Origin of the sequence: Aeromicrobium marinum DSM 15272 (assembly GCF_000160775.2) — a bacterium.
In the GTDB taxonomy this organism is placed as follows: domain Bacteria; phylum Actinomycetota; class Actinomycetes; order Propionibacteriales; family Nocardioidaceae; genus Aeromicrobium; species Aeromicrobium marinum.
In genome coordinates, this window is sequence record NZ_CM001024.1 from 677752 (window position 1) to 697217 (window position 19466).

The window sequence follows — 19466 nt, forward strand, 5'->3', positions numbered from 1 at the left end:
GGTGTTCGACGCCGTCGAGACACTCGTCGCCGAGCACGCCGAGCTCGAGCGCAAGATGGCCGACCCCTCGGTCCACGCCGACCCTGTGCAGGCCAAACGGATCGGTCAGCGGTACGCCGAGCTGACCGCCGTCATCCGCACCTACCGCGAGTGGCAGCAGACCGGGGACGACCTGCAGGCAGCCCGGGAGCTCCGGATGGACGACGACGTCGTCCAGCTGGAGGCCCGGCTGCCTGAGCTCGGCGAGCGTCTCCAACGGCTCCTGGTGCCCCGCGACCCGGGCGACGCCAAGGACGTGATTCTGGAGATCAAGGGCGGCGAGGGGGGCGAGGAGTCGGCCCTGTTCGCCGCCGACCTCCTGCGCATGTACACGCGCTTCGCCGAGCGCCGCGGTTGGCGGGTCGACATCCTCGACTCCACCGAGTCCGCCCTCGGCGGCTACAAGTCGGTGACGGCGGCGGTCAAGGCGCGGTCCACGCCCGAGCCGGGCGAGGCGCCCGGTGCCCTGCTCAAGTTCGAGGGCGGGGTCCACCGGGTGCAGCGTGTCCCCGTCACGGAGTCCCAGGGTCGCATCCACACCTCGGCCGCCGGGGTGCTCGTGCTGCCCGAGGCCGAGGACGTCGACGTCGAGATCCACGACAGCGACCTGCGGATCGACGTGTACCGGTCCTCCGGGCCCGGGGGCCAGAGCGTCAACACCACCGATTCGGCCGTCCGCATCACCCACGTGCCCACGGGGGTCGTGGCCAGCTGCCAGAACGAGAAGAGCCAGCTGCAGAACAAGGAGCAGGCCCTGCGCATCCTCCGGGCCCGGCTGCTCGAGGCGGCCCAGGCCACCGCCGATGCCGAGGCGTCGGACGCGCGTCGCTCGCAGATCCGCACGGTCGACCGGTCCGAGCGGGTCCGCACCTACAACTTCCCCGAGAACCGGATCTCCGACCACCGCACCGGCTTCAAGGCCTACAACCTCGACGCCGTCATGGACGGCGGGCTCGAGGACGTCATCGGTTCGCTGGTCGAGGCCGACCTCGCCGACCGGCTCGCCGCCGTCGAGCACGGGTGAGCATCCGCCCACCCGGCGAGCGACTGCTCGACCAGGCCACCACGACCCTCACCGACGCCGGCGTCGGTTCCCCCCGGGTCGATGCAGAGCTCCTGCTCAGCCACGTGACCGGGGTGCCGAGGGCGATGTTGCGCCTGTCGGCGCGCCCCAACGAGGTCCAGCGACGCGACTACCTCGCCCTCGTGGCCGCCCGCGCCGCCCGCGTGCCCCTGCAGCACCTCACCGGCTCCGCGGCCTTCCGGCACGTCGACCTCGAGGTCGGGCCCGGCGTCTTCGTCCCCCGACCCGAGACCGAGCTGCTGGCGGGCTGGGCTGTGCAGCAGCTCTCCGCCCGCGGCCCGGAATCCCCGGTGGTGGTCGACCTCTGCACCGGTTCGGGGGCGATCGCCCTGAGCATCGTGCACGAGGTGCCCACCGCCGTGGTGCACGCCGTCGAGCTCGACGAGGTGGCCTTCGGGTGGGCGCACCAGAACCTCGCCGGCACCGGGATCGACCTGAGGCTCGGCGACATGGCGGACGCGTTCGGTGACCTCGACGGCACCGTCGACGTGGTGGTCGCCAACCCGCCGTACATCCCGCTCGACGCCTGGGAGAGCGTGGCGCCCGAGGTGCGCGACCACGACCCGGCGCTGGCCCTGTGGTCCGGCGACGACGGGCTGGACGCCATGCGGGTCGTCGAGCAGACCGCGTGGCGGTTGCTGCGGCCGGGGGGAGTCGTCGGGGCCGAGCACGCCGACGCCCAGGGCGACACCGCACCGGCCGTGTTCGCGGGTCGGTGGGTCGACGTGCGCGACCACGTCGACCTGGCCGGCAGACCACGGTTCGTGACCGCTCGCCGGCCGGCGGATCGATAGGATCCGATCGGTGAGGACCGGCGGCGATCGCGAGCAGGCGGATCCGAGGGAGGCGTTCGTCCCCACCCCGCACGCGCGAGTGCTGGAGGCCGTCGCCCGCCTGGGGTCGTCCGCGACCCGCGCGGAGTTCGCCGCGGCGGCCAGCCGCGAGCTGCACGGGCTGGTCCCGGGTCTCTGGGCGACCTTCGAGGAGGTCGACCTCGTGTCGGGCGACGCGTCCGTCACGACCTGGCCCGAGCAGTCGGCCGACTGGCACGAGTCCTACGTCGCGATGCACGCACGACACGGTCGCGAGCACCCGACGTTGCGACACCTTTTCGCCGACGACGCGGCAACGGTGGCGACCTGGGGTGACCTCGGCCGCCTCGAACCGTTCACCACCAGCGTGCTGCACACCGACTTCTACGCACTGCACGGGGTCCACGACCAGCTCGCGATCCGTCTGCCGTCGGCCCCCCGGACCGTGGCCACCATGACCGTGTGCCGGGCCGCCGAGGGATTCGAGCCCCTCGATCGGGAGATCGCCGCGCTCTGGCGACCCCACGTGGCGAACCTGCGCGACCTGTTCGTCTGGCGTGAGCGGGCCCGGCTGGCCGCTGCGCTGACGGTGAGCGACGGGTGGAAGGTGGCCGTGGTCGACGCCGAGGGCGTCGTGCTGGCGGCGACGCAGGACGCCGCCCTGCTGGGGGAGAGCATCGGCGCGTCGGTGCTGGTCGGTCGCTCCCTCGTGGGCACCCACCTCTGGTCGGTCGCGACGGCGGGAGCCGGCCCGACCGGCGTCCACCGGATCGACAGCGCCTACGGCGGCGTCGACGTGCAGGCCGTGGAGCACCAGCGACGGTGGCGGCTCCTGATGCGACGGGTGGTGCACCCGGCGTCGGAACCCGACCGGCCGCGGGCCACCGCCACCGAAGGGCTGACCGTGGAGGACCAGGAGGCCGTCCTGGAGGCCATCGGCCGGATCGGACGGGCTGCGACCCTCGAGGAGTTCGCGCGGATGGCCTGCCGCGAGCTGCACCGGCTGGTCCCGGGCATCTGGGCCTCGTACAACGAGACCAACCTGTCGACGGCCCGCACGGCGACCTTCGTCTGGCCGGAACGGGAGGCCGACTGGTTCGACCAGAACATCGGGACGTTCACGCGGTACGCCCACCAGAGCCCGTTGGTGCGGCACATCTCCGAGGACGGCGAGTCCGACGTCCGGACGCTGCTCGACCTCGACCCCGACCGGACCTTCGAGGACACCGAGCTGTTCCGGCACTACTACGCCCCGCTCGGTGTGCGGAGCCAGGCGGCCTTCGGGCTGCCGGCCCCCTCCGGGGTCGTGATCGCGCTCGTCGTCAACCGCGACGGCGCGGACTTCACCGGCCGTGACCGCCGGGTCATGGAGGAGCTGCGCCTCCACCTCTCGAACATCCACCGGATGGTCGCGGCCTACGAGCGGGCCCGCGGGATGACCGCGGCGGTCGGGCTCGACGGGTGGGAGACGCTCCTCGTCGCCGACGACGGGACCGTCCTCGAGTCCACTCCGGCCGCCGAGGAGATCGGCCGCCGGATCGGCACGGGACTGGCCATCGGCGACTCGTTGCTCGGCACCACCCTGTGGGGGCGGTCGACGCCCTCGACCCCGGGCCAGGAGTGGTGGTCGGTCAAGCGGGTGCCGTCGACGAGTCTGGAGGTCGGCGGCGCCTTCGACGCGTCCCTCACGGTCAACCCGGTCGGACCCCACGTCCTGCTCCTGCGGCCCGCGCACGCGGCGACGGTCGAGTCGGCGATGCGTCTGGGCCTCACCCGGCGGCAGGCGGAGGTGGCGTTGCTGATCGTCGACGGTGCGACCAACGTCCAGATCGCGCGGGCCCTGACCATCTCACCCGGCACGGCACGCAAGCACGTCGAGACGTTGATGGCCGTGCTCGGGGTGTCGTCGCGAGCCGCCGCGGCGGTGGCGGTCGTCCGCGGCAGCTGACGGCGCCGGCGGCCGGTCCGGCCGCCACGTCGTCAGCGGGTCCGCGGGGTCTACCGGTCGGCCAGCCGCCACGAGAAGTCGACCCGCATGCCCTCGGCGCCCCGGACCTGCAGCTCGACCGGTCCGGAACGGCCGCCGGACGTCTCGGCCTCGCAGGTCATCACCGTCCCGGGCGTCCCGTCGAGCTCGGACGCGGGGCAGGTCACCCCCGTGAGCACCAGACCGGTCTCGGCGGCGAACGCGTCGGCGATGGTGTCGGCCACGACCTCGGTCAGGAGGCTCTGCGAGCCGGGCTCGACCTGCCAGGAGAAGTCCAGCGTGGCCTCGTCCTCTGCGACGCTGGTGGCCTCGACGTCCAGCGTGGCCCGCACGCCACCGTGGACCATCTCGCACGTGGTCGTGGCCCCGACCTCGGCGGTCAGGCCGTCCGGGCAGTCCACCGACGCCGGGGCCAGGTCGGTGAGCTCGACGACCCGGTCCGAGAGGTCCTGCTCCAGGGCCGGACCGCTGATCCCGTCCGAACCGCCCAGACTCACGTCGACCGTCCCCGAGCACGCACCGCACGCGAGGAGGGCCACGGTGGCGACCGTCGCCGCACCGGCACGCCGCGTCGTGGAGGTCCGGACACGGGCGGGACGGGCGGGGTGCAGGCTCTTCATGGATCCTCGTCGGGACGGCGGCGGGGGGCGCGCCCAGTCTGCCGACCGGCCCCGGCCGGGAGAATACGATGTTCTGCGTAGGGCCGGCCGGCGCCGGCCGGACCGCTGTAGCGGTCGATCAGGCCCAGCCCTGCAGGGCGATCCGGGTGGTGACCTCCGCCAGGTCCTCCACGGTCCAGGCGTCGGGTCCCGGCTCCTGCGAGAGCAGCAGCAGCGCGTTCTTCTCGACCAGCGTGACGAGCAGCTCGGCCCGCAGGTGCAGCTCGCGGGGACTCATCGGTCGGCCCTGTTCGACGGTGAACGTGTCGAGCAGCGCGGCGATGCCGGCGACGGAGACCTCGCGGCCCTCGGCGACCCGCTGCTGCAGCGCCCGGGGGACCGTGCGGCCCGCGTCGAGGAACACCCGCCACGACATCGGATCGCCCAGGACCGCGGTGAAGAAAGTGACGTACATCTGGCGGAACGTGTGCTCGGGGTGCTCGGGGTCGATCGCGGACGGGACGGCGGCGGCGACGGCCGCCATGAGTCGCTCCTCCTCGCGGTCGAGCAGCGCGAACAGGATCGCGTCCTTGGTGGAGTAGCACTCGTAGAGCACGGGTTTGCTGACGCCGGCCTCCTCGGCGATCGCCGCGGTGGTCGCCCCCGCGTAGCCGTGGCGGTCCCAGACCGCGAGCGCGGCGTCGAGGACCAGCGGCCGTCGGGCGACCGGGCCGAGATGGGCCGCACGCGACCGGCGATCGGGGTGACCGCTCCTATGTGACATCGCCCGTGACATCGTGCACCCCCCGTCGTTGTGATCTGTGACACGGCACGGTACCGTGTGCGCATCCTACCGCTTGGTAGGAACCGGAGGGTGCGTTTCGAGCACGAGGGAGGGGCGGGCCATGTCCACGACGTCCACCCGCGCGCGACGCACCGTCGACACCGTCCGCGGCAAGACCTTCGACGGCATCGACACCTTCGGAGCGATGGTCATCCTCGGCATCGGTGCCCTGCGGTACATCGCCACGGACATCGTCACCCGCAAGTTCTCCTGGAAGGAGTTCTACGACCAGGCGTGGTTCATGACCCGCGTGGCCTTCCTTCCCACGGTGCTCGTGGCGATCCCGTTCGGCATCATCATCGCCATCCAGGTGGGGGCGGTCGCCCAGCAGATCGGGGCGGTCTCGTTCACCGGTGCGGTCAACGGCATCGGGATCCTGCGGCAGGCAGCGCCGCTCGTGACGTCGCTGCTGATGGCCGGAGCCGTCGGGTCGGCCATCTGCGCCCAGCTCGGAGCCCAGACCGTCCGCGAGGAGGTCGACGCCATGAAGGTCATGGGACTCAACCCGGTCCAGCGCATCGTGGCCCCCCGCGTCGCCGCCGCCATGGTGGTCGGTGCCCTGCTGAACGTCTTCGTCGCGGCCACGGCGATGGTCACCGGCTACCTGATCAACGTCGGCGGGGGAGCGGTCAGCTCGGGTGCCTACCTGGGGTCGTTCATCGCCTTCGCCCAGCCGACCGACCTGCTGCTCGCCGAGGGCAAGGCGGTCATCTTCGGTTTCCTGGCCACGATCATCGCGGCGCACAAGGGACTCAACGCCAGCGGCGGACCCAAGGGGGTCGCCGATGCGGTCAACCAGTGTGTCGTGATCGCCGTCATCGTCCTCGCGGTCGTCAACGTCGCCATCACCCAGGGCTACGTGATGCTCGTGCCGCAGAGGATCGCATGAGCACCAAGGACGTGCTGCTCGAGCGGCCGACGTCGATGCTGGCGCTCGTCGGGACGCAGATGACGTTCGCGGGCCGGGCGATCGGCTCCATCCCCATGACCCTGCGGCACTACCGCGCCGAGGTGTTCCGCATCCTGCTCGACATCAGCTGGGGCACCGGCGCCCTGCTCGTCGGCGGCGGCACCGTCGGGGTCATGGTCCTGCTCGCGGTGTCCGCCGGGACCTCCCTGGGGATCGAGGGCTTCAACGGGCTGGAGACCATCGGCCTGGCGCCGCTCACCGGCTTCATCTCGGCGGTCGTCAACACCCGTGAGCTGGCCCCCCTGGTCGCGGCCCTCGCGCTGGCCGCACAGGTCGGCTGCCGGTTCACGGCCCAGCTGGGATCGATGCGCACCAGCGAGGAGATCGACGCGCTCAGCGTCATGGCCGTTCCGGCCATCCCCTACCTGGTGACGACCCGGCTCATCGCGTCGATGCTGGCGATCCTGCCGCTGTACATGATCGGGCTGGTCGGCTCCTACCTGGCGTCCCAGCTGGCGGTCACGGTGCTGTTCGGGCAACCGGTGGGCACCTACCAGCACTACTTCGGCACGTTCATCGCGCTCGAGGACATCGCCTTGTCGATCGTCAAGGTGCTGGTCTTCGCGTTCGCCGTGACCCTGATCCACTGCTGGTACGGCTTCATGGCCTCCGGCGGTGCCGAGGGCGTCGGCGAGGCCACCGGGCGCGCCATCCGCGCCAGCATCGTCGTGGTGGTCCTGCTCAACATGATCCTGACCCTCGTCTTCTGGGGCTCCGACCCCGGCGTGAGGATCTCCGGATGAGCGCGGCGCACATCTCGCGCGACCTCGCCGAGAAGCGGTCGGCCCTGGCGCAGCGGGGCCTGATCGCACTGGTCCTGCTGGTCCTGGCCGTGGGCTTCCTGGCCGCCGTGGGTGGTGGCATGTTCGCCGACCGCCAGCAGGTGGTGGTCGAGGTCGACGACATCGGCGGAGCGCTCACCGTCGGCAACGACGTCAAGATCAAGGGCGTCATCATCGGCCGGGTCGACACCGTCGAACGGCGGGGTGACGTCGTGCGTCTCGGGCTGCAGGTCCGCGGCGACGAGGCCGACCGGCTCCCGGCGGGTGTCACCGCCCGGGTGCTGCCGGCCACGGTCTTCGGCACCTCCTTCGTCGACCTGGTGCCACCGCCGGTGCCCACCGGTGAGCGTCTGGCCGCCGGCGCGGTGATCCCGCAGGACGCCAGCTCGCAGACCCTGGAGCTGCAGGACGCCCTGGACCGCAGCTACGACATCCTCACCAGTGTCGAGCCGGCGCGGCTCTCGGCGACCCTCGGCGCGTTCGCCGACGCGCTCGACGGTCGAGGCGAGGAGCTCGGCTCGACGCTGGAGTCCCTCGACTCGCTGCTGGGTCAGGTGCAGCCGGAGATCCCGCTCATCAGGGAGGACCTGCGACTGCTGGCGACCAACATGCAGACCGTGGCCGAGATCGCTCCCGAGCTGTTCGACGCGACCGACGACTCCTTGGTGGCGATGCGGACCGTGGTCGAGAAGCGGGCCCAGATCACCTCGCTGATCGCCGGCGGCTCGGCCCTCGTCACCGAGGCCCGTCGGGTGGCGGACGACACGGCGCAGTCCTTCGTCGACGCGATCGACCAGTCCGCGGTCATCGTCCAGACCATGTTCGACGAACGCCGGGGCTTCCCCGAGACGTTCAGAGCCCTCGTCGCGCTGTCCCAGGGTGGCCAGCAGGTGTTCGGCAACGGTCCGTTCATGAGCACCGACGTGTACATCCGGGTCGGCAACGCCCAGCCCTACACGGCGGCCGACTGCCCCCGGTACGGCCCCGCCGTCGGCGACAACTGTGCCGACGCCGCTGCCGCTGGTACGGGCAGCGGCGCCGCCGACGCAGCCGCGCCGGGCGAGGCCGACCGAGCCCTGGTGGTCGAGCTCCAGACGCTCCTGGCCGACCTCGAGCGCGCCGGTGCGGCCGACCCCGGGGGAGTCGGCGCGATGCTGGCCAGGCCGTACCTGGGCCCGGCCGCCGGAGGCGACGTCCGATGAACTACGGGATCCGGGTGAAGTTCGTCCTGTTCGGCATCGTCGCCCTCGCGATCATGCTGGTGCTCTACAACACGATGGTGAACCAGGTGGCGGGCGACTCCACCGAGTACCGGGCCGACTTCACCTCCGCCAGTGGCCTGCAGGCCGGCGACGACGTGCGCGCGGCCGGCATCCGGGTCGGCCGGGTCAACCGGGTCGAGCTGGTCGAGGGCGCCACCGCCCGGGTCACCTTCGTGGTGGGAGCCGACCAGGCCCTCACCGACACCAGCCGGCTCACCGTCCGCTACCAGAACCTGCTGGGTCAGCGGTACCTGTCGCTGAGCCCCGGCGAGCAGCCCGGCGAGGTCCTCGAGGCCGGCGCGACCGTCCCGAGCGAACGCACGGACCCGGGCTTCGACCTCACGACCCTGCTCAACGGGTTCGAGCCCCTGTTCGCGACCCTGCAGCCCGAGGACGTCAACCAGCTCGCCGGATCGATCGTCGCCGTCATGCAGGGCGAGGGCGGCACGGTGGAGTCCCTGCTGGCCGAGACCGCCGAGCTCACCTCCGACCTGGCCTCCAAGGACGAGGTCTTCGGGCAGGTGCTGGACCGGCTCACCCCCGTGCTCGAGAACCTGACGGCGCAGGACCAGGCACTCGCGGGCACGATCGACGAGCTCAAGGCGCTGATGACGGGGCTCGCCGAGGACCGGCAGGCCATCGGTGGTTCGCTCGCCGGCATCTCCGAGCTCTCGACGGCCACGGCCGACCTGCTGGCCGAGGCGCGGCCCGACGCCGTCTCCACCATCTCCTCGTTGCGCGACGTCGCCGACCTGTTCGTCGTCAACGCCGACCAGCTCCGCGAGCTGTTGCCCGCGATGTCGACCGCCACCGGCGCCTTCGCCCGACCGATGAACTCCGGCACCTGGCTGAACACCTACCTGTGTGCGATGAACATCGACCTGCAGGGCACGCCGGTGCCGCTGGGTCTGCCGGACCGTCAGTTCTCGCAGGTGTGCCGATGAAGAAGCTCATGACCAACCCCCGTCTGATGGGCCTGATCGGGATCAGCGCGGTCGCGGCCCTCGGTCTGGCGGTGCTCCTGCTGAGCGTCGCCTCCTTCGGCCAGCGCACCGTCACCGCGGTCGTCGAGCACACCGCCGGTCTGCGCGTCGGTGAGGAGGTGCAGGTGGCCGGTGTGGGGGTCGGCGAGGTCACCGGCATCGAGCTCACCGACACCGCCGTCGCCGTCACCTTCACGATCGACGCCGACATCCCGCTCGGCGCCGACACCACGGCAGCGGTGAAGGTGGCCACCCTGCTCGGCACGCACTTCCTCGAGGTCGCCCCGTCGGGTTCCGGCGAGCTGCCCGACGACACCATCGCCCTGGCCCGGACGTCCGTCCCCTTCAACCTGCAGGACGTCATCGAGGGTGTCGAGGGTGCCCTGACCGATCTGGACGAGACGCGGCTGGCCGAGGCCATGACGGTGGTGGCCGAGGTGCTCGAGCAGACCCCGGAGGAGACGCGGGCGGCCGTGGCCGGTGTGGCCGAGCTGTCGGCCGTCGCGGCGGACCGCACCGACCAGCTCACCCGGTTGCTGGAGGCCTCCAACAGCGTCACCGGTCAGCTGAACGCCAACCGTGACGACATCCTCGCGCTGCTGGACCAGTCGGTGCTCGTCCTGGCCGAGCTGAACCTGCGCAAGGACACGATCGACGCCCTGCTGCGCGACAGTCTGGCCATGGCCACCCAGGTCACCGGGCTGCTCGCCGAGTCCGAGGCCGACCTGGACCCCTTGATGGAGGGTCTGACGTTCGCCCTCGGCGAGCTCCGGGCCAACCAGGACCAGATCACGGACGCGGTGCAAGGACTGTCGTTGATGGCCAAGTACGTCGCCAACGCCAGCGGCAACGGTCCGTGGATCGACCTGCACGTGCCGTTCGTGGTGCCGGACGACCTCACCTGCCTCGCCACCCCGGGGGTCTGCTCGTGAAGCGCCTGCTGCCGGCCCTGCTGCTGCCGATCGCCCTGCTGTCGGGGTGCGTCGGACCGGACTCCACCACCCTCACGGTCCAGTTCACCGACGCGACCGGTCTGTTCCGGGGCAACGACGTCGGCGTCCGCGGGGTGGGCGTGGGCGAGGTCGTGTCGATCACTCCGGCGGGCGGCCACGTCGAGGTCGAGATCCGGGTCGACGGCGACGTCCCGTTGCCGGCCGACGTCTCCGCGTTGATCGTGGCCCGCTCGGTCGCCACCGACCGTTACGTCGAGCTGACGCCGGCCTACTCCGGCGGCCCGAAGATCGGTGACGGCGACACCGTCCCGCTCGACCGGACCCGCACCCCCGTGGAGTTCGAGGAGATCCTGGGCTCGGTCGAGCAGGTCTCGTCGGCGATGTCGGGGCAGGGCGGCGAGGCCGGACCCCTGAACCGGATCCTCTCGGCGACCGCGGCCACGCTCGACGGCCAGGGCGGGTTGATCGCCCAGAGCATGGGCGACCTGGCGACCCTGCTGTCGGCGGTCGAGGGAAGCATGGGTGACGTCGAGCAGAACCTGGCCGGACTCGACGAGCTCACCGCGGCGCTGGCCGACAACGACGCACTGGTGCGCCGGTTCACCACCGAGGTCACCGACGCCACCACGATGCTGGCCGGCCAGCGCGACGCCATCGGAGCGACGTTCGACGCCCTCGCGGCGATGGTGCGTGAGGTGGCGGAGTTCTCGCGCGACCACCGCGAGCAGGTCAGCGGGCAGATCGACGACTTCGTGGTGCTGGCCCAGGGACTCATGGACCAGCAGGACGACTTGGCGCGGCTGCTCGAGAACGGTCCGCTGCTGAACCAGAACCTGGGCGGCGCCATCGACGAGCGCGGCCGGCTCACGTTCCTGGTGCGGGTGCTCGACCTGATTCCCGGCGAGGCGGCTCTCGGCATCCTGTGCGGACAGCTGGGGCCGATCTGCGACACGCTCGACCTGCAGTCCCTGCCGCTGTTCGACCTGCTGCAGATCATCCAGGGGGTGAGGACGCCGTGAACCGACTGCTCAAGCCGGTCATCGCCCTGGTGGGGGTCGCCCTGGTGGCGGCCGGGTGCGGCACGACCGCTGCGGATCTGCCGCTCCCGGGCAACAGTGTCCGCGGGGACACCTACTCCATCACCGCGACCTTCCCCGACGCGCTCAACCTCGCTCTCGGTGCGCCCGTGAAGCTGGGCGGCGTCCCGGTCGGCCGGGTCAGTGAGCTGGCGGTGCAGGACTACACCGCGATCGTGACCCTGGACATCGAGTCCGACATCGAGGTGGCAGCCGACGCCGACATCCGCCTGCGCGCCACCACGGCCCTCGGCGAGCTGTTCGTCGACATCGTGCAGGAGCCCGGCGCCACGGAGGTGCTCGACGACGGGGCCACGGTCGACCCCGCCAACTCGCTGGCCGCCCCGAGCATCGAGGACACCCTCTCGGCCGCGTCGCTGTTCATCAACGGCGGCGGTCTGGGCCAGCTGCAGACGATCGTCGAGGAGACCAATGCGATCCTCGGCGGGCGCGAGGACACCGCCCGCAGCGTCGTGCGCCGGATGGCCGGCACCGCGGCCGACCTGAACGACGCCAGCGCCGACATCGACGTCGCCCTCGCAGCGATCAGCGCCGCTGCAGCAGCGCTCGATGCGCGTCAGGCGACGATCAACCAGTCCTTGGTCGAGATCTCACCGGCGGCGGCGGTGCTGCGCGAGAACACTGACCAGCTCGTGGCGCTGCTGACCGGCGTGGACGACCTGGGCGACACCGCGGTGCAGGTCATCACCGAGTCCCGGTCCGACCTGCTGCAGGTGCTGGCGCAGACAGCGCCCATCTTCGACCAGGTGTCGGCGGTCAGCGACGAGATCGCGCCCGGTGTCGCCGACATCCTCGGGTTCGTCGGTCTGATGGACCGGGCCGTACCGGGCACGTACCTCAATGCCGAGCTGTTCTTCCACCTCGAGCTCACCCTCGGTGACACGACCCTGAGCCCCAGCACGTTGACGGACCTGCTCGGCGGGACCGGCGGCCAGGGCCCGCTGGCGCCGGCCGAGGACCAGCAGGCGGCTCCGGCCGGACCCCAGCAGACCGCGCCCGATCTCGGCCTCGGCGGGCTGCTGCGCGGCCTGATGTCAGGAGGCCGGTCATGAAGCGGCTCCCGTTCCGTCTGGTCGCCCCCGCGCTGGCCCTGGTGGTCGTGCTGGTGCTGACCTCGGTGTACCTCTACCAAGGGTTCCTCCGGGGTTCGGTCACCGAGCGACCGGCACAGGTGACGGTCAGTCTCGCCGAGACCGGCGGTCTGTTCGAGTCCTCGGGCGTCACCTACCGAGGCGTCCGGGTCGGTCGGGTCGACGCCATCCGCACCACCGACACCGGCGTGGAGGTGGTGCTCTCGATCGAGCCCGGCAGCGAGGTCCCGGCCGACAGCGTCGCCGTGGTCCGGCTGCTGTCGCCCGCCGGAGAGCAGTTCCTGGACTTCCAGCCCGACGACCACGAGCCGCCCTACTTCGCCGACGGCGACCGCATCTCCGCCGACCGGACCTCCACCCCCGTGTCGGTGGCGGAGTCGCTGCGGTCGATCGAGGACCTGATGGCCCAGATCGAGCCCGAGGACCTGCGGACGACGCTCGACGAGCTGAGCATCGCCTTCGCCTCGCCCGACGACCTGGGCGACATCATCGGGTCCAGCCAGTCGGTCATCGCCTCGCTGGAGGCGCTGTGGCCCACGACGCAGCGCGTGCTGCGCAACGGCAACACCGTCCTGGCGACGGGCGCCGAGCTCGGTCCGGACCTGCGGGAGTTCGCCGGGTCCGCGCGGGAGCTGGGCGCCTGGCTGCGGGCCTACGACCCCAACGCGCGGGCGATCGTCGACGAGGCGCCGGCCCAGGTCGAGGAGCTGCGCGCCCTGACGTCGACCTTCGGGCTCAAGCTGCCGGCCCTGCTGGCGGAGATGCTGGAGTTCACCGACTTCACCATCCCGTACGAGCCGCACCTGCGGCAGACCCTCTCGGACCTGCCGGGCGCCTTCAACAAGTTCGCGGGAACCATCATCGACGGCCGGATCCAGGTGAGCATGTTCGTGGCCGACAGCGTCGTGTGCTCCTACGGGGTGCCCGACCGGGTCCCCACCGACCCGACCCGTCCCGAGATCGACGGCACCCGCGGCTGCTCACCGGAGTTCGAGCGTCAGCAGCGCGGGGCGGCGCACGCACCCGGACCCCTCGCGCGATGAGGGTCGAGCCGTGAGCGAGGTCCTGACCAGGCTCCGTCGTCAGGAGCGGTCCGGCGGCGAGTGGGTCGTCCGGGCCGTCGTGGTCGTGCTGGCGGTCGCCCTCGTCGCGGTCTGGTGGTCCGGTCGCACCGCACGGGCCGAGCTGTCCGCCGGGCAGGCGGCGCTCGAGGTCGCCACGATGCGGGCCGAGCAGATCACCACGTACACCGCCGCGACTCTCGACGAGGACCAGTCCTGGGTGGCCGAGGGTGCCACGGAGGCCTTCGCGGCGGAGTACGCGGCGGCCAACGAGCCGCTGCGCGAGGTCATCGTCGGCGTCGGGGCGAGTGCTCGGGGCGAGGTGCTGGGAGCCGGCGTGGACGTCGTGGACGCCGACGAGGTCGTCGTCGTGCTGTTCGTCGACCAGACCGTCGTGCAGGGCACCACGGGCGAGCCCGTCACCGAGCGCAACCGCGTGGTGCTCACGATGCTGCAGCGCGACGGCGAGTGGCTGGTCGACGACCTCGAGTCACGGTGACGCGCAGCCGATAGGCTGCCGGGCATGGGTGACCTCGCGCTGCTCGCGACGGCATTCGCCTTCGGGGTCGGGTCGTCCCTGCTGCCGATGTTCCTCAACGCCGAGGTCTACGTGGTGGCGCTCGGCACCCTCACCTCCAGCCGGGTCTTCCTGTTCTGGCTGGTCATGGCCTTGAGCGTCGGCACCGTGATCGGCAAGGCCGTGGTGTTCGACCTGGCCCGGCGGGGCGCCTCGAAGTTCCGCTCGGTCGAGCGCAAGCCACCGCGCAACCGCTTCATGCTGCGGGTGCGACGGTTCAGCGACTGGATGCTGGGCCTGCTCGACCGGCCGTACCTCGGTGCGGCCACGGTGTTCGTGTCGTCGGCGCTGATGGTGCCGCCGCTCGCCGTCGTCACGATCATCGCGGGGATGTCCCGGCAGCCCCTGTGGCTGTTCCTGGCGATGGTCTTCGTGGGCCGGACCCTGCAGTACCTCGTCCTCGCGTTCCTGCTGCACGCGGCGTTCTGACCCCTCGCGCCGCGGCGGACGTCCGTCCGGAGACCCACGCCCTACGATGAACCGGTGAGGTACGACTGCACGACCCCCGGCGACGACTTCCACGCCGGCATCGCCGCCGCCGTGGAGGCGCTCGCGGCCGACCGTCTGGTGGTGGTCCCGACCGACACCGTCTACGGCATCGCGGCCAACTCGTTCTCGCCGTCAGCGGTGGCCAGGCTGCTCGCGGCGAAGGGTCGCGGACGCGACATGCCGCCGCCGGTCCTGGTCGGCGCGCCCACGACGATCGAGGCGCTCGCGACCGACATCCCCTCGTGGCTGCGGCACCTCATCGGTCGACACTGGCCGGGTCCGCTGACAGTGGTCTGCCGGCAGCAGCCGTCCTTGACGTGGGACCTCGGTGACACCCACGACACCGTGGCCGTGCGGATGCCCGACGACCCGGTGGCCCTCGCGGTCCTGCGGGACTCCGGACCCCTGGCGGTCAGCAGCGCCAACACGACCGGTGCGCCGGCGGCAACCACCGTGGAGCAGGCCGAGGAGATGCTCGGCGACTCCGTGGCGGTCTACCTCGACGGCGGCCCGAGTCGGGGCGGCACCCCCTCCACCATCCTGGACGTCACGGCGCACACCCCGCGGATCCTGCGGGCCGGCGCGATCGACCTCGAGACCCTGCACGAGTTCAACAACACGATCGAGGACGTCCGCGGTGCGTGAGTACCTCGTGGTCTTCGGGGTCGCGGTGGGCGTCACCTACCTGCTGGCGTCCGTCGCCCGACAGCTCGCCGTCCACCTGGGGGCCGTGGCCGCGGTGCGCGACCGTGACGTCCACGCCCTGCCGACGCCGTACTTCGGTGGACCGGCGATGCTCGGCGGGCTGCTCGCCGCCTCGCTGGTCGCCGAGCGGCTGCCCTTCCTCGGGTCGGCCGACGACGGCGTGTTCCGCGACGTCCGGGCGGTGCTGGTGGGAGGGGTCGTCATCTGTCTGGTGGGGGTCGTCGACGACCTCTTCGAGCTTGACGCGCTCAGCAAGTTCGCGGGGCAGATCCTCGCCGGCATCGTCGTGGTGGCCCTGGGCGTGCAGTTCGTGTACCTCCCCCTGCCGCAGACCTACATCGGACTCGACCAGGCGCAGGCCGTGATCGTCACGGTGCTGCTCATCGTCGGCACCGCCAACGCGGTCAACTTCGTCGACGGCCTCGACGGTCTCGCGTCCGGGATCGTCGCGATCGGCGCGGTCGCCTTCTTCTCCTACGCGTTCGTCCTCGCCGTCGTCAACGGTGAGACCAGGGCCATCGCCGCCGCCCTGCTGACCATCGCGCTCGCCGGGGTCTGCGTCGGCATCCTGCCGCACAACTTCTACCCCGCCCGGATGTTCATCGGCGACTCCGGCTCGATGCTGATCGGGCTGGTCATCGCCTGCTCGTCGATCAGTCTCACCGGCCAGTTCCCACCGACCAGCCTCGCCGAGGGCGTCGACGGGGCGGAGGCCAGTCTGCTGCCCGCCCTGCTGCCGGTGCTGCTGCCCTTCCTGATCCTGCTGGTGCCGTTCGTCGACCTCGGCCTCGCCGTGGTGCGCCGCACCCGCGCGGGCCGTTCGCCGTTCTCGCCCGACAAGATGCACATCCACCACCGCCTCCTCGAGATCGGCCACTCGCACCGCATGGCCGTGCTGCTCATGTACGCCGTCGCCGGGCTGGTGGCGTTCGGCACCGTGGTGGTGAGCCTGTTCAGCGGCTGGCAGTCCTTCGTCGGGTTCGGCGCGCTGGTCGTGCTCACCGCCGCAGCGATCTTCCTGCTGCCGCGCCTCGATGCCCGCGTCGCTGCCGCCGACCCCGGGGACGACGTCGCCACCTGACATGATCGGGCCATGTCGACGCTGCGCTCCGTGATCCTTCCCGTCCTGCTGCTGACCGCGGTCTGTGCCGTCGTGGCCGGCTTCGTGGTCGGCTCGGCGGGGGTCGCCGGCGCCGCCGTGGGCGGGGGACTGGTGGCGGTGTTCCTCAGCTCCAACGGCACGATCCTCGAGCCGGCGACGAAGGCCGATCCCTCGTTGGCGCTGCTGGTGTCCCTCGCGCTGTTCACCGGCAAGGTGGCGGTCGTCCTGGTGCTGCTGGCGGTGTTCCTGAACTCCGACTCCGTCGCCGAGCGGTTCGACGGCCCGTCGCTGGGATTCACCCTGCTGGCCACGTCGCTCACCAGCACGACGCTCCAGGTGCTGCAGTACCGGCGTCGGCGCGTGCCGACGTATGACCTGGGCGACACCCCGTGAGGATTGCCTGATAGCCTCAAGGCGCGATGAACCGACCCCCTTCGGCTTTCCGGAACCGCCGGTTCTCGATGCACGATGACGCTGGCCGTATGCCGGATCGCGACCTCACAGTCGACAGCGACCGCGCCATGAGACAAGGGTGACCGAGTGACTTTCGCCTGGACGACGTTTGCTGCCGTTTCGGAGCCGCCGAGCCCCGGACCTGCGGACTTCAACCTCCCCCCGATCTTCGAGATCGGTGAGTTCGGCGTCACCAAGCCGATGGTCCTGGTGGTCCTGTCCGCCGTCATCGCCTTCGGCGTCATGTACGCCATGGCCCGCCAGGCGGCGGTCGTCCCCAGCCGGATGCAGTTCGCCGGCGAGAGCGTCTACGGCTTCGTCAAGGGTGTCGCCCGCGACAACATCGGCTCGGCCGAGTACATGAAGTACGTGCCGTACCTGTTCACGATCTTCCTGTTCGTGCTGGTCAACAACTACTTCGGCATCATCCCGTTCATCCAGTTCCCGACCATGTCGCGCATCGGCTACGTCGTCGCCATCGCCGGCATCGCCTGGTTGGTCTACAACATCGCCGGCATCATCAAGCACGGCTTCTTCGGCTACCTCAAGCACCAGACCGTGCCTGCCGGCATCGACGGCCCGATCCTGGTCCTGCTGGTCCCGCTGGAGTTCTTCTCCAACATCGTCGTGCGGCCGTTCACGCTCATCCTGCGACTGTTCGCCACGATGTTCGCCGGCCACCTCCTGCTGATCCTGTTCGCCCTCGGCGGCGAGTACCTGCTCCTGAGCTCGGACAACGCGTTCGCGATCCCCGGCGGCATCCTGTCGGTGCTGATGGCGATCGTCATCAGCTTCCTGGAGATGCTGATCATGTTCCTGCAGGCCTACGTCTTCACCCTGCTGACCGCCATGTACATCGGCACGGCGATCTCCGAGGAGCACTGAGCTCCGCACCACCCCCTGATCCAGCCGGCGTCTGCCGGCCCACAACTACATAGATTCCCCTCGCTGGCGTCGTCGACGTCACTACGAAAGGAAATGCCGTGGAAGGCACTTTGAACATGATCGGTCTCGGCTTGGCCGCGATCGGCCCCGGTATCGGTATCGGTCTGATCTTCGCCGCGTTCGTCAGTGGTGTCGCCCGCCAGCCCGAGGCCGAGGGCAAGCTGCGCTCCATCGCCATCCTCGGCTTCGTGCTCGCCGAGCAGCTGTTCATCATCGGCGTCGCACTCGCGTTCGTCCTGTAGCCACCGCACCATTCGTCGACAGAAGGCACGTCAATGATCGAGACTCTCGTCGCAGCAGCCGAGGGTGAGGAGCTCAACCCCCTCATCCCGCATGTCAGCGAGATCATCATCGGCCTGGTCGTCTTCGGGCTGCTCTTCTTCCTCCTGCGCAAGTTCGTCGTCCCGATGTTCGAGCAGGCGTACGCCGAGCGCACCGCCGCCATCGAAGGTGGCATCGAGGACGCGCAGGCAGCGCAGAAGGAAGCCCAGGCCGCGCTGGAGAAGTACAACGCCCAGCTGGCCGACGCCCGCCACGAGGCCGCTCGCATCCGCGAGGAGGCCAAGGAGCAGGGTGCGCAGATCCTCGCCGAGCTGCGGGCCCAGGCGCAGGCCGACGCCGAGCGCATCACCGCGACCGCGCACGCGCAGGTCGAGGCCGAGCGTGCCCAGGTCGTGGCCCAGCTCAAGAGCGAGGTCGGCTCGATGGCGACCCAGCTCGCGAGCCGGATCGTCGGCGAGGCGCTCGAGGACGATGCACGTCAGCAGCGCACCGTCGAGCGGTTCATCGCCGAGCTCGAGGAGTCCTCGAACTGATGCGTGGAATCTCAGCGAAGTCCTTGGCCGACGTCCTGGCGGCGGTCGACGCCGCCACGGGGTCGACCGGCGACCTCGGCGCCGAGCTCTTCGGTGCCGTGGCCGTCCTCGACGGCGCACCCGCGCTGCGGCGGGTCCTCACCGACCCGTCCACCGAGGACGAGGCCAAGGCCGGTCTGGCCGCGCAGGTCTTCGGTGGCAAGGTCGGGGCCGACGCCGTGGCCGTCATCGAGACCGCGGCCCGCGGACGGTGGGGGTCGTCGCGTGACCTCACCGACGGGCTCGAGACGGCAGGGGTCTCCGCGCTCGTCGCGGCCGCCGATGCCGCCGGCGAGCTCGACGCCCTCGAGACCGAGCTGTTCGAGGTCGGCCGCCTGGTGCGGTCCGACGCCGAGCTGCGGCAGGTGGTCTCGGACCGCTCCGTCGCGACCGACGCGAAGGCGACGCTGCTCGCCTCCCTCGTCGGCGGCAAGGTGACGGGCCCGACCTTGGCCCTGGCCACGCAGGCAGCGGCTGCTCGTACCGGCTCCTTCGAGCGGGCGATCGCCGCGTTCGGTGAGACCGTCGCGGCACGTCGTCATCGGCTGCTCGCCGAGGTCCGCGTCGCCGCCGAGCTGGGTGCCACCGAGACCGACCGCCTGGCGCGGGCGCTCGCGGCCAAGTACGGCCGCGAGGTCCACCTCAACATCATCGTCGACCCGTCGGTCCTCGGAGGCATCGCCGTCTCCGTCGGCGACGAGTCCGTCGACGGTTCCATGTCCACTCGTCTCGAGAACGCCCGTCGGCGACTCGCAGGCTGACCACACTCTCCACGAA

The 19466-nt window shown here is 71.1% G+C and carries 22 protein-coding genes; 20 read left to right on the plus strand and 2 right to left on the minus strand.

Annotated features, from left to right (window positions below):
* The first annotated feature begins 1 nt into the window (after position 1).
* Genes prfA through HMPREF0063_RS16930 form a run of 3 tightly spaced genes read left to right on the plus strand, consistent with a single transcriptional unit; the run spans position 2 to position 3883 of the window.
* Positions 2–1063 (plus strand): peptide chain release factor 1, encoded by a 1062-nt coding sequence (gene prfA / locus HMPREF0063_RS03640; RefSeq protein ID WP_007077302.1) that lies wholly within the window; start codon positions 2–4, stop codon positions 1061–1063.
* A complete protein-coding gene (gene prmC, locus HMPREF0063_RS03645) occupies positions 1060–1917 on the plus strand; it encodes a peptide chain release factor N(5)-glutamine methyltransferase (RefSeq protein ID WP_007077303.1) in 858 nt (285 codons plus the stop codon). The genes prfA and prmC overlap by 4 nt, the downstream gene beginning before the upstream one ends.
* Before the next feature lie 10 nt (positions 1918–1927).
* Positions 1928–3883 carry a response regulator transcription factor gene (locus HMPREF0063_RS16930; protein WP_007077304.1) on the plus strand — a complete coding sequence of 652 codons (1956 nt, stop codon included), beginning with the start codon at positions 1928–1930 and terminating at the stop codon, positions 3881–3883.
* Positions 3884–3933: 50 nt separating this feature from the next.
* On the opposite strand, the gene HMPREF0063_RS15620 is transcribed toward HMPREF0063_RS16930, so the two are convergent.
* Together HMPREF0063_RS15620 and HMPREF0063_RS15625 are read right to left on the minus strand one after the other, a co-directional pair.
* Positions 3934–4542 carry a DUF4333 domain-containing protein gene (locus HMPREF0063_RS15620; RefSeq protein ID WP_007077305.1) on the minus strand — a complete coding sequence of 203 codons (609 nt, stop codon included), beginning with the start codon at positions 4540–4542 and terminating at the stop codon, positions 3934–3936.
* Positions 4543–4660: 118 nt separating this feature from the next.
* Positions 4661–5305, minus strand: coding sequence for a TetR/AcrR family transcriptional regulator (locus HMPREF0063_RS15625; RefSeq protein ID WP_007077306.1), 645 nt, complete (start codon positions 5303–5305; stop codon positions 4661–4663).
* A gap of 121 nt (positions 5306–5426) precedes the next feature.
* Here HMPREF0063_RS15625 and HMPREF0063_RS03665 point away from each other — a divergent pair, with 121 nt between their 5' ends.
* The 17 genes from HMPREF0063_RS03665 (at position 5427) to HMPREF0063_RS03745 (ending at position 19450) form a co-directional block, all read left to right on the plus strand.
* Entirely contained in the window at positions 5427–6254 is an 828-nt protein-coding gene (locus HMPREF0063_RS03665; RefSeq protein ID WP_007077307.1) for an MlaE family ABC transporter permease, read from the plus strand.
* Positions 6251–7078, plus strand: a complete 828-nt coding sequence (locus HMPREF0063_RS03670) for an ABC transporter permease (RefSeq protein ID WP_007077308.1) — start codon at positions 6251–6253, stop codon at positions 7076–7078. Before HMPREF0063_RS03665 ends, HMPREF0063_RS03670 begins: the two co-directional genes overlap by 4 nt.
* Entirely contained in the window at positions 7075–8319 is a 1245-nt protein-coding gene (locus HMPREF0063_RS15630) for an MCE family protein (protein WP_007077309.1), read from the plus strand. The genes HMPREF0063_RS03670 and HMPREF0063_RS15630 overlap by 4 nt, the downstream gene beginning before the upstream one ends.
* Positions 8316–9323: an MCE family protein gene (locus HMPREF0063_RS03680; protein ID WP_007077310.1), complete on the plus strand. Its 1008-nt coding sequence runs from the start codon at positions 8316–8318 to the stop codon at positions 9321–9323. The genes HMPREF0063_RS15630 and HMPREF0063_RS03680 overlap by 4 nt, the downstream gene beginning before the upstream one ends.
* On the plus strand, positions 9320–10294 hold the full coding sequence (locus tag HMPREF0063_RS03685; protein ID WP_007077311.1) for an MCE family protein: 975 nt from the start codon (positions 9320–9322) through the stop codon (positions 10292–10294). Before HMPREF0063_RS03680 ends, HMPREF0063_RS03685 begins: the two co-directional genes overlap by 4 nt.
* The gene (locus tag HMPREF0063_RS03690) at positions 10291–11334 is read left to right on the plus strand and encodes an MCE family protein (RefSeq protein ID WP_007077312.1); all 1044 of its coding nucleotides are present in this window, start codon (positions 10291–10293) and stop codon (positions 11332–11334) included. The genes HMPREF0063_RS03685 and HMPREF0063_RS03690 overlap by 4 nt, the downstream gene beginning before the upstream one ends.
* A complete protein-coding gene (locus HMPREF0063_RS03695; protein ID WP_007077313.1) occupies positions 11331–12464 on the plus strand; it encodes an MCE family protein in 1134 nt (377 codons plus the stop codon). Before HMPREF0063_RS03690 ends, HMPREF0063_RS03695 begins: the two co-directional genes overlap by 4 nt.
* Positions 12461–13546 (plus strand): MCE family protein, encoded by a 1086-nt coding sequence (locus HMPREF0063_RS15635; protein ID WP_007077314.1) that lies wholly within the window; start codon positions 12461–12463, stop codon positions 13544–13546. The genes HMPREF0063_RS03695 and HMPREF0063_RS15635 overlap by 4 nt, the downstream gene beginning before the upstream one ends.
* 10 nt (positions 13547–13556) lie before the next feature.
* Positions 13557–14063, plus strand: a complete 507-nt coding sequence (locus HMPREF0063_RS03705; protein ID WP_050760900.1) for a hypothetical protein — start codon at positions 13557–13559, stop codon at positions 14061–14063.
* 24 nt (positions 14064–14087) lie between these two features.
* Complete coding sequence (locus tag HMPREF0063_RS03710) at positions 14088–14570, plus strand: VTT domain-containing protein (RefSeq protein WP_007077315.1); 483 nt, start codon at positions 14088–14090, stop codon at positions 14568–14570.
* Positions 14571–14624: 54 nt separating this feature from the next.
* Positions 14625–15275, plus strand: a complete 651-nt coding sequence (locus HMPREF0063_RS03715) for an L-threonylcarbamoyladenylate synthase (RefSeq protein WP_007077316.1) — start codon at positions 14625–14627, stop codon at positions 15273–15275.
* Positions 15268–16416 carry a glycosyltransferase family 4 protein gene (locus tag HMPREF0063_RS03720; RefSeq protein WP_007077317.1) on the plus strand — a complete coding sequence of 383 codons (1149 nt, stop codon included), beginning with the start codon at positions 15268–15270 and terminating at the stop codon, positions 16414–16416. Before HMPREF0063_RS03715 ends, HMPREF0063_RS03720 begins: the two co-directional genes overlap by 8 nt.
* A gap of 12 nt (positions 16417–16428) precedes the next feature.
* A complete protein-coding gene (locus HMPREF0063_RS03725; protein WP_007077318.1) occupies positions 16429–16830 on the plus strand; it encodes a Cg1360 family ATP-synthase-associated protein in 402 nt (133 codons plus the stop codon).
* A 147-nt stretch (positions 16831–16977) separates the two neighbouring features.
* Positions 16978–17775, plus strand: coding sequence for a F0F1 ATP synthase subunit A (gene atpB, locus HMPREF0063_RS03730; RefSeq protein WP_007077319.1), 798 nt, complete (start codon positions 16978–16980; stop codon positions 17773–17775).
* A gap of 116 nt (positions 17776–17891) precedes the next feature.
* Positions 17892–18077 (plus strand): ATP synthase F0 subunit C, encoded by a 186-nt coding sequence (gene atpE, locus HMPREF0063_RS03735; RefSeq protein WP_211208753.1) that lies wholly within the window; start codon positions 17892–17894, stop codon positions 18075–18077.
* Between the two features lie 33 nt (positions 18078–18110).
* Positions 18111–18650 (plus strand): F0F1 ATP synthase subunit B, encoded by a 540-nt coding sequence (locus tag HMPREF0063_RS03740; protein WP_007077321.1) that lies wholly within the window; start codon positions 18111–18113, stop codon positions 18648–18650.
* Complete coding sequence (locus tag HMPREF0063_RS03745; RefSeq protein WP_007077322.1) at positions 18650–19450, plus strand: F0F1 ATP synthase subunit delta; 801 nt, start codon at positions 18650–18652, stop codon at positions 19448–19450. The genes HMPREF0063_RS03740 and HMPREF0063_RS03745 overlap by 1 nt, the downstream gene beginning before the upstream one ends.
* The last annotated feature ends 16 nt before the right edge of the window (positions 19451–19466 follow it).

Excerpts from the sequence above, each read along its gene's own strand:
- HMPREF0063_RS03745 (WP_007077322.1), top strand. The coding sequence starts at position 18,650 with ATGCGTGGAATCTCAGCGAAGTCCTTGGCCGACGTCCTGGCGGCGGTC.
- HMPREF0063_RS03670 (WP_007077308.1), top strand. The coding sequence starts at position 6,251 with ATGAGCACCAAGGACGTGCTGCTCGAGCGGCCGACGTCGATGCTGGCG.
- HMPREF0063_RS15630 (WP_007077309.1), top strand. The coding sequence starts at position 7,075 with ATGAGCGCGGCGCACATCTCGCGCGACCTCGCCGAGAAGCGGTCGGCC.
- HMPREF0063_RS03680 (WP_007077310.1), top strand. The coding sequence starts at position 8,316 with ATGAACTACGGGATCCGGGTGAAGTTCGTCCTGTTCGGCATCGTCGCC.
- HMPREF0063_RS03685 (WP_007077311.1), top strand. The coding sequence starts at position 9,320 with ATGAAGAAGCTCATGACCAACCCCCGTCTGATGGGCCTGATCGGGATC.
- HMPREF0063_RS03725 (WP_007077318.1), top strand. The coding sequence starts at position 16,429 with ATGTCGACGCTGCGCTCCGTGATCCTTCCCGTCCTGCTGCTGACCGCG.
- HMPREF0063_RS15635 (WP_007077314.1), top strand. The coding sequence starts at position 12,461 with ATGAAGCGGCTCCCGTTCCGTCTGGTCGCCCCCGCGCTGGCCCTGGTG.
- HMPREF0063_RS03665 (WP_007077307.1), top strand. The coding sequence starts at position 5,427 with ATGTCCACGACGTCCACCCGCGCGCGACGCACCGTCGACACCGTCCGC.
- HMPREF0063_RS03740 (WP_007077321.1), top strand. The coding sequence starts at position 18,111 with ATGATCGAGACTCTCGTCGCAGCAGCCGAGGGTGAGGAGCTCAACCCC.
- atpE (WP_211208753.1), top strand. The coding sequence starts at position 17,892 with ATGATCGGTCTCGGCTTGGCCGCGATCGGCCCCGGTATCGGTATCGGT.
- HMPREF0063_RS03710 (WP_007077315.1), top strand. The coding sequence starts at position 14,088 with ATGGGTGACCTCGCGCTGCTCGCGACGGCATTCGCCTTCGGGGTCGGG.
- HMPREF0063_RS15625 (WP_007077306.1), bottom strand. The coding sequence starts at position 5,305 with ATGTCACATAGGAGCGGTCACCCCGATCGCCGGTCGCGTGCGGCCCAT.
- HMPREF0063_RS15620 (WP_007077305.1), bottom strand. The coding sequence starts at position 4,542 with ATGAAGAGCCTGCACCCCGCCCGTCCCGCCCGTGTCCGGACCTCCACG.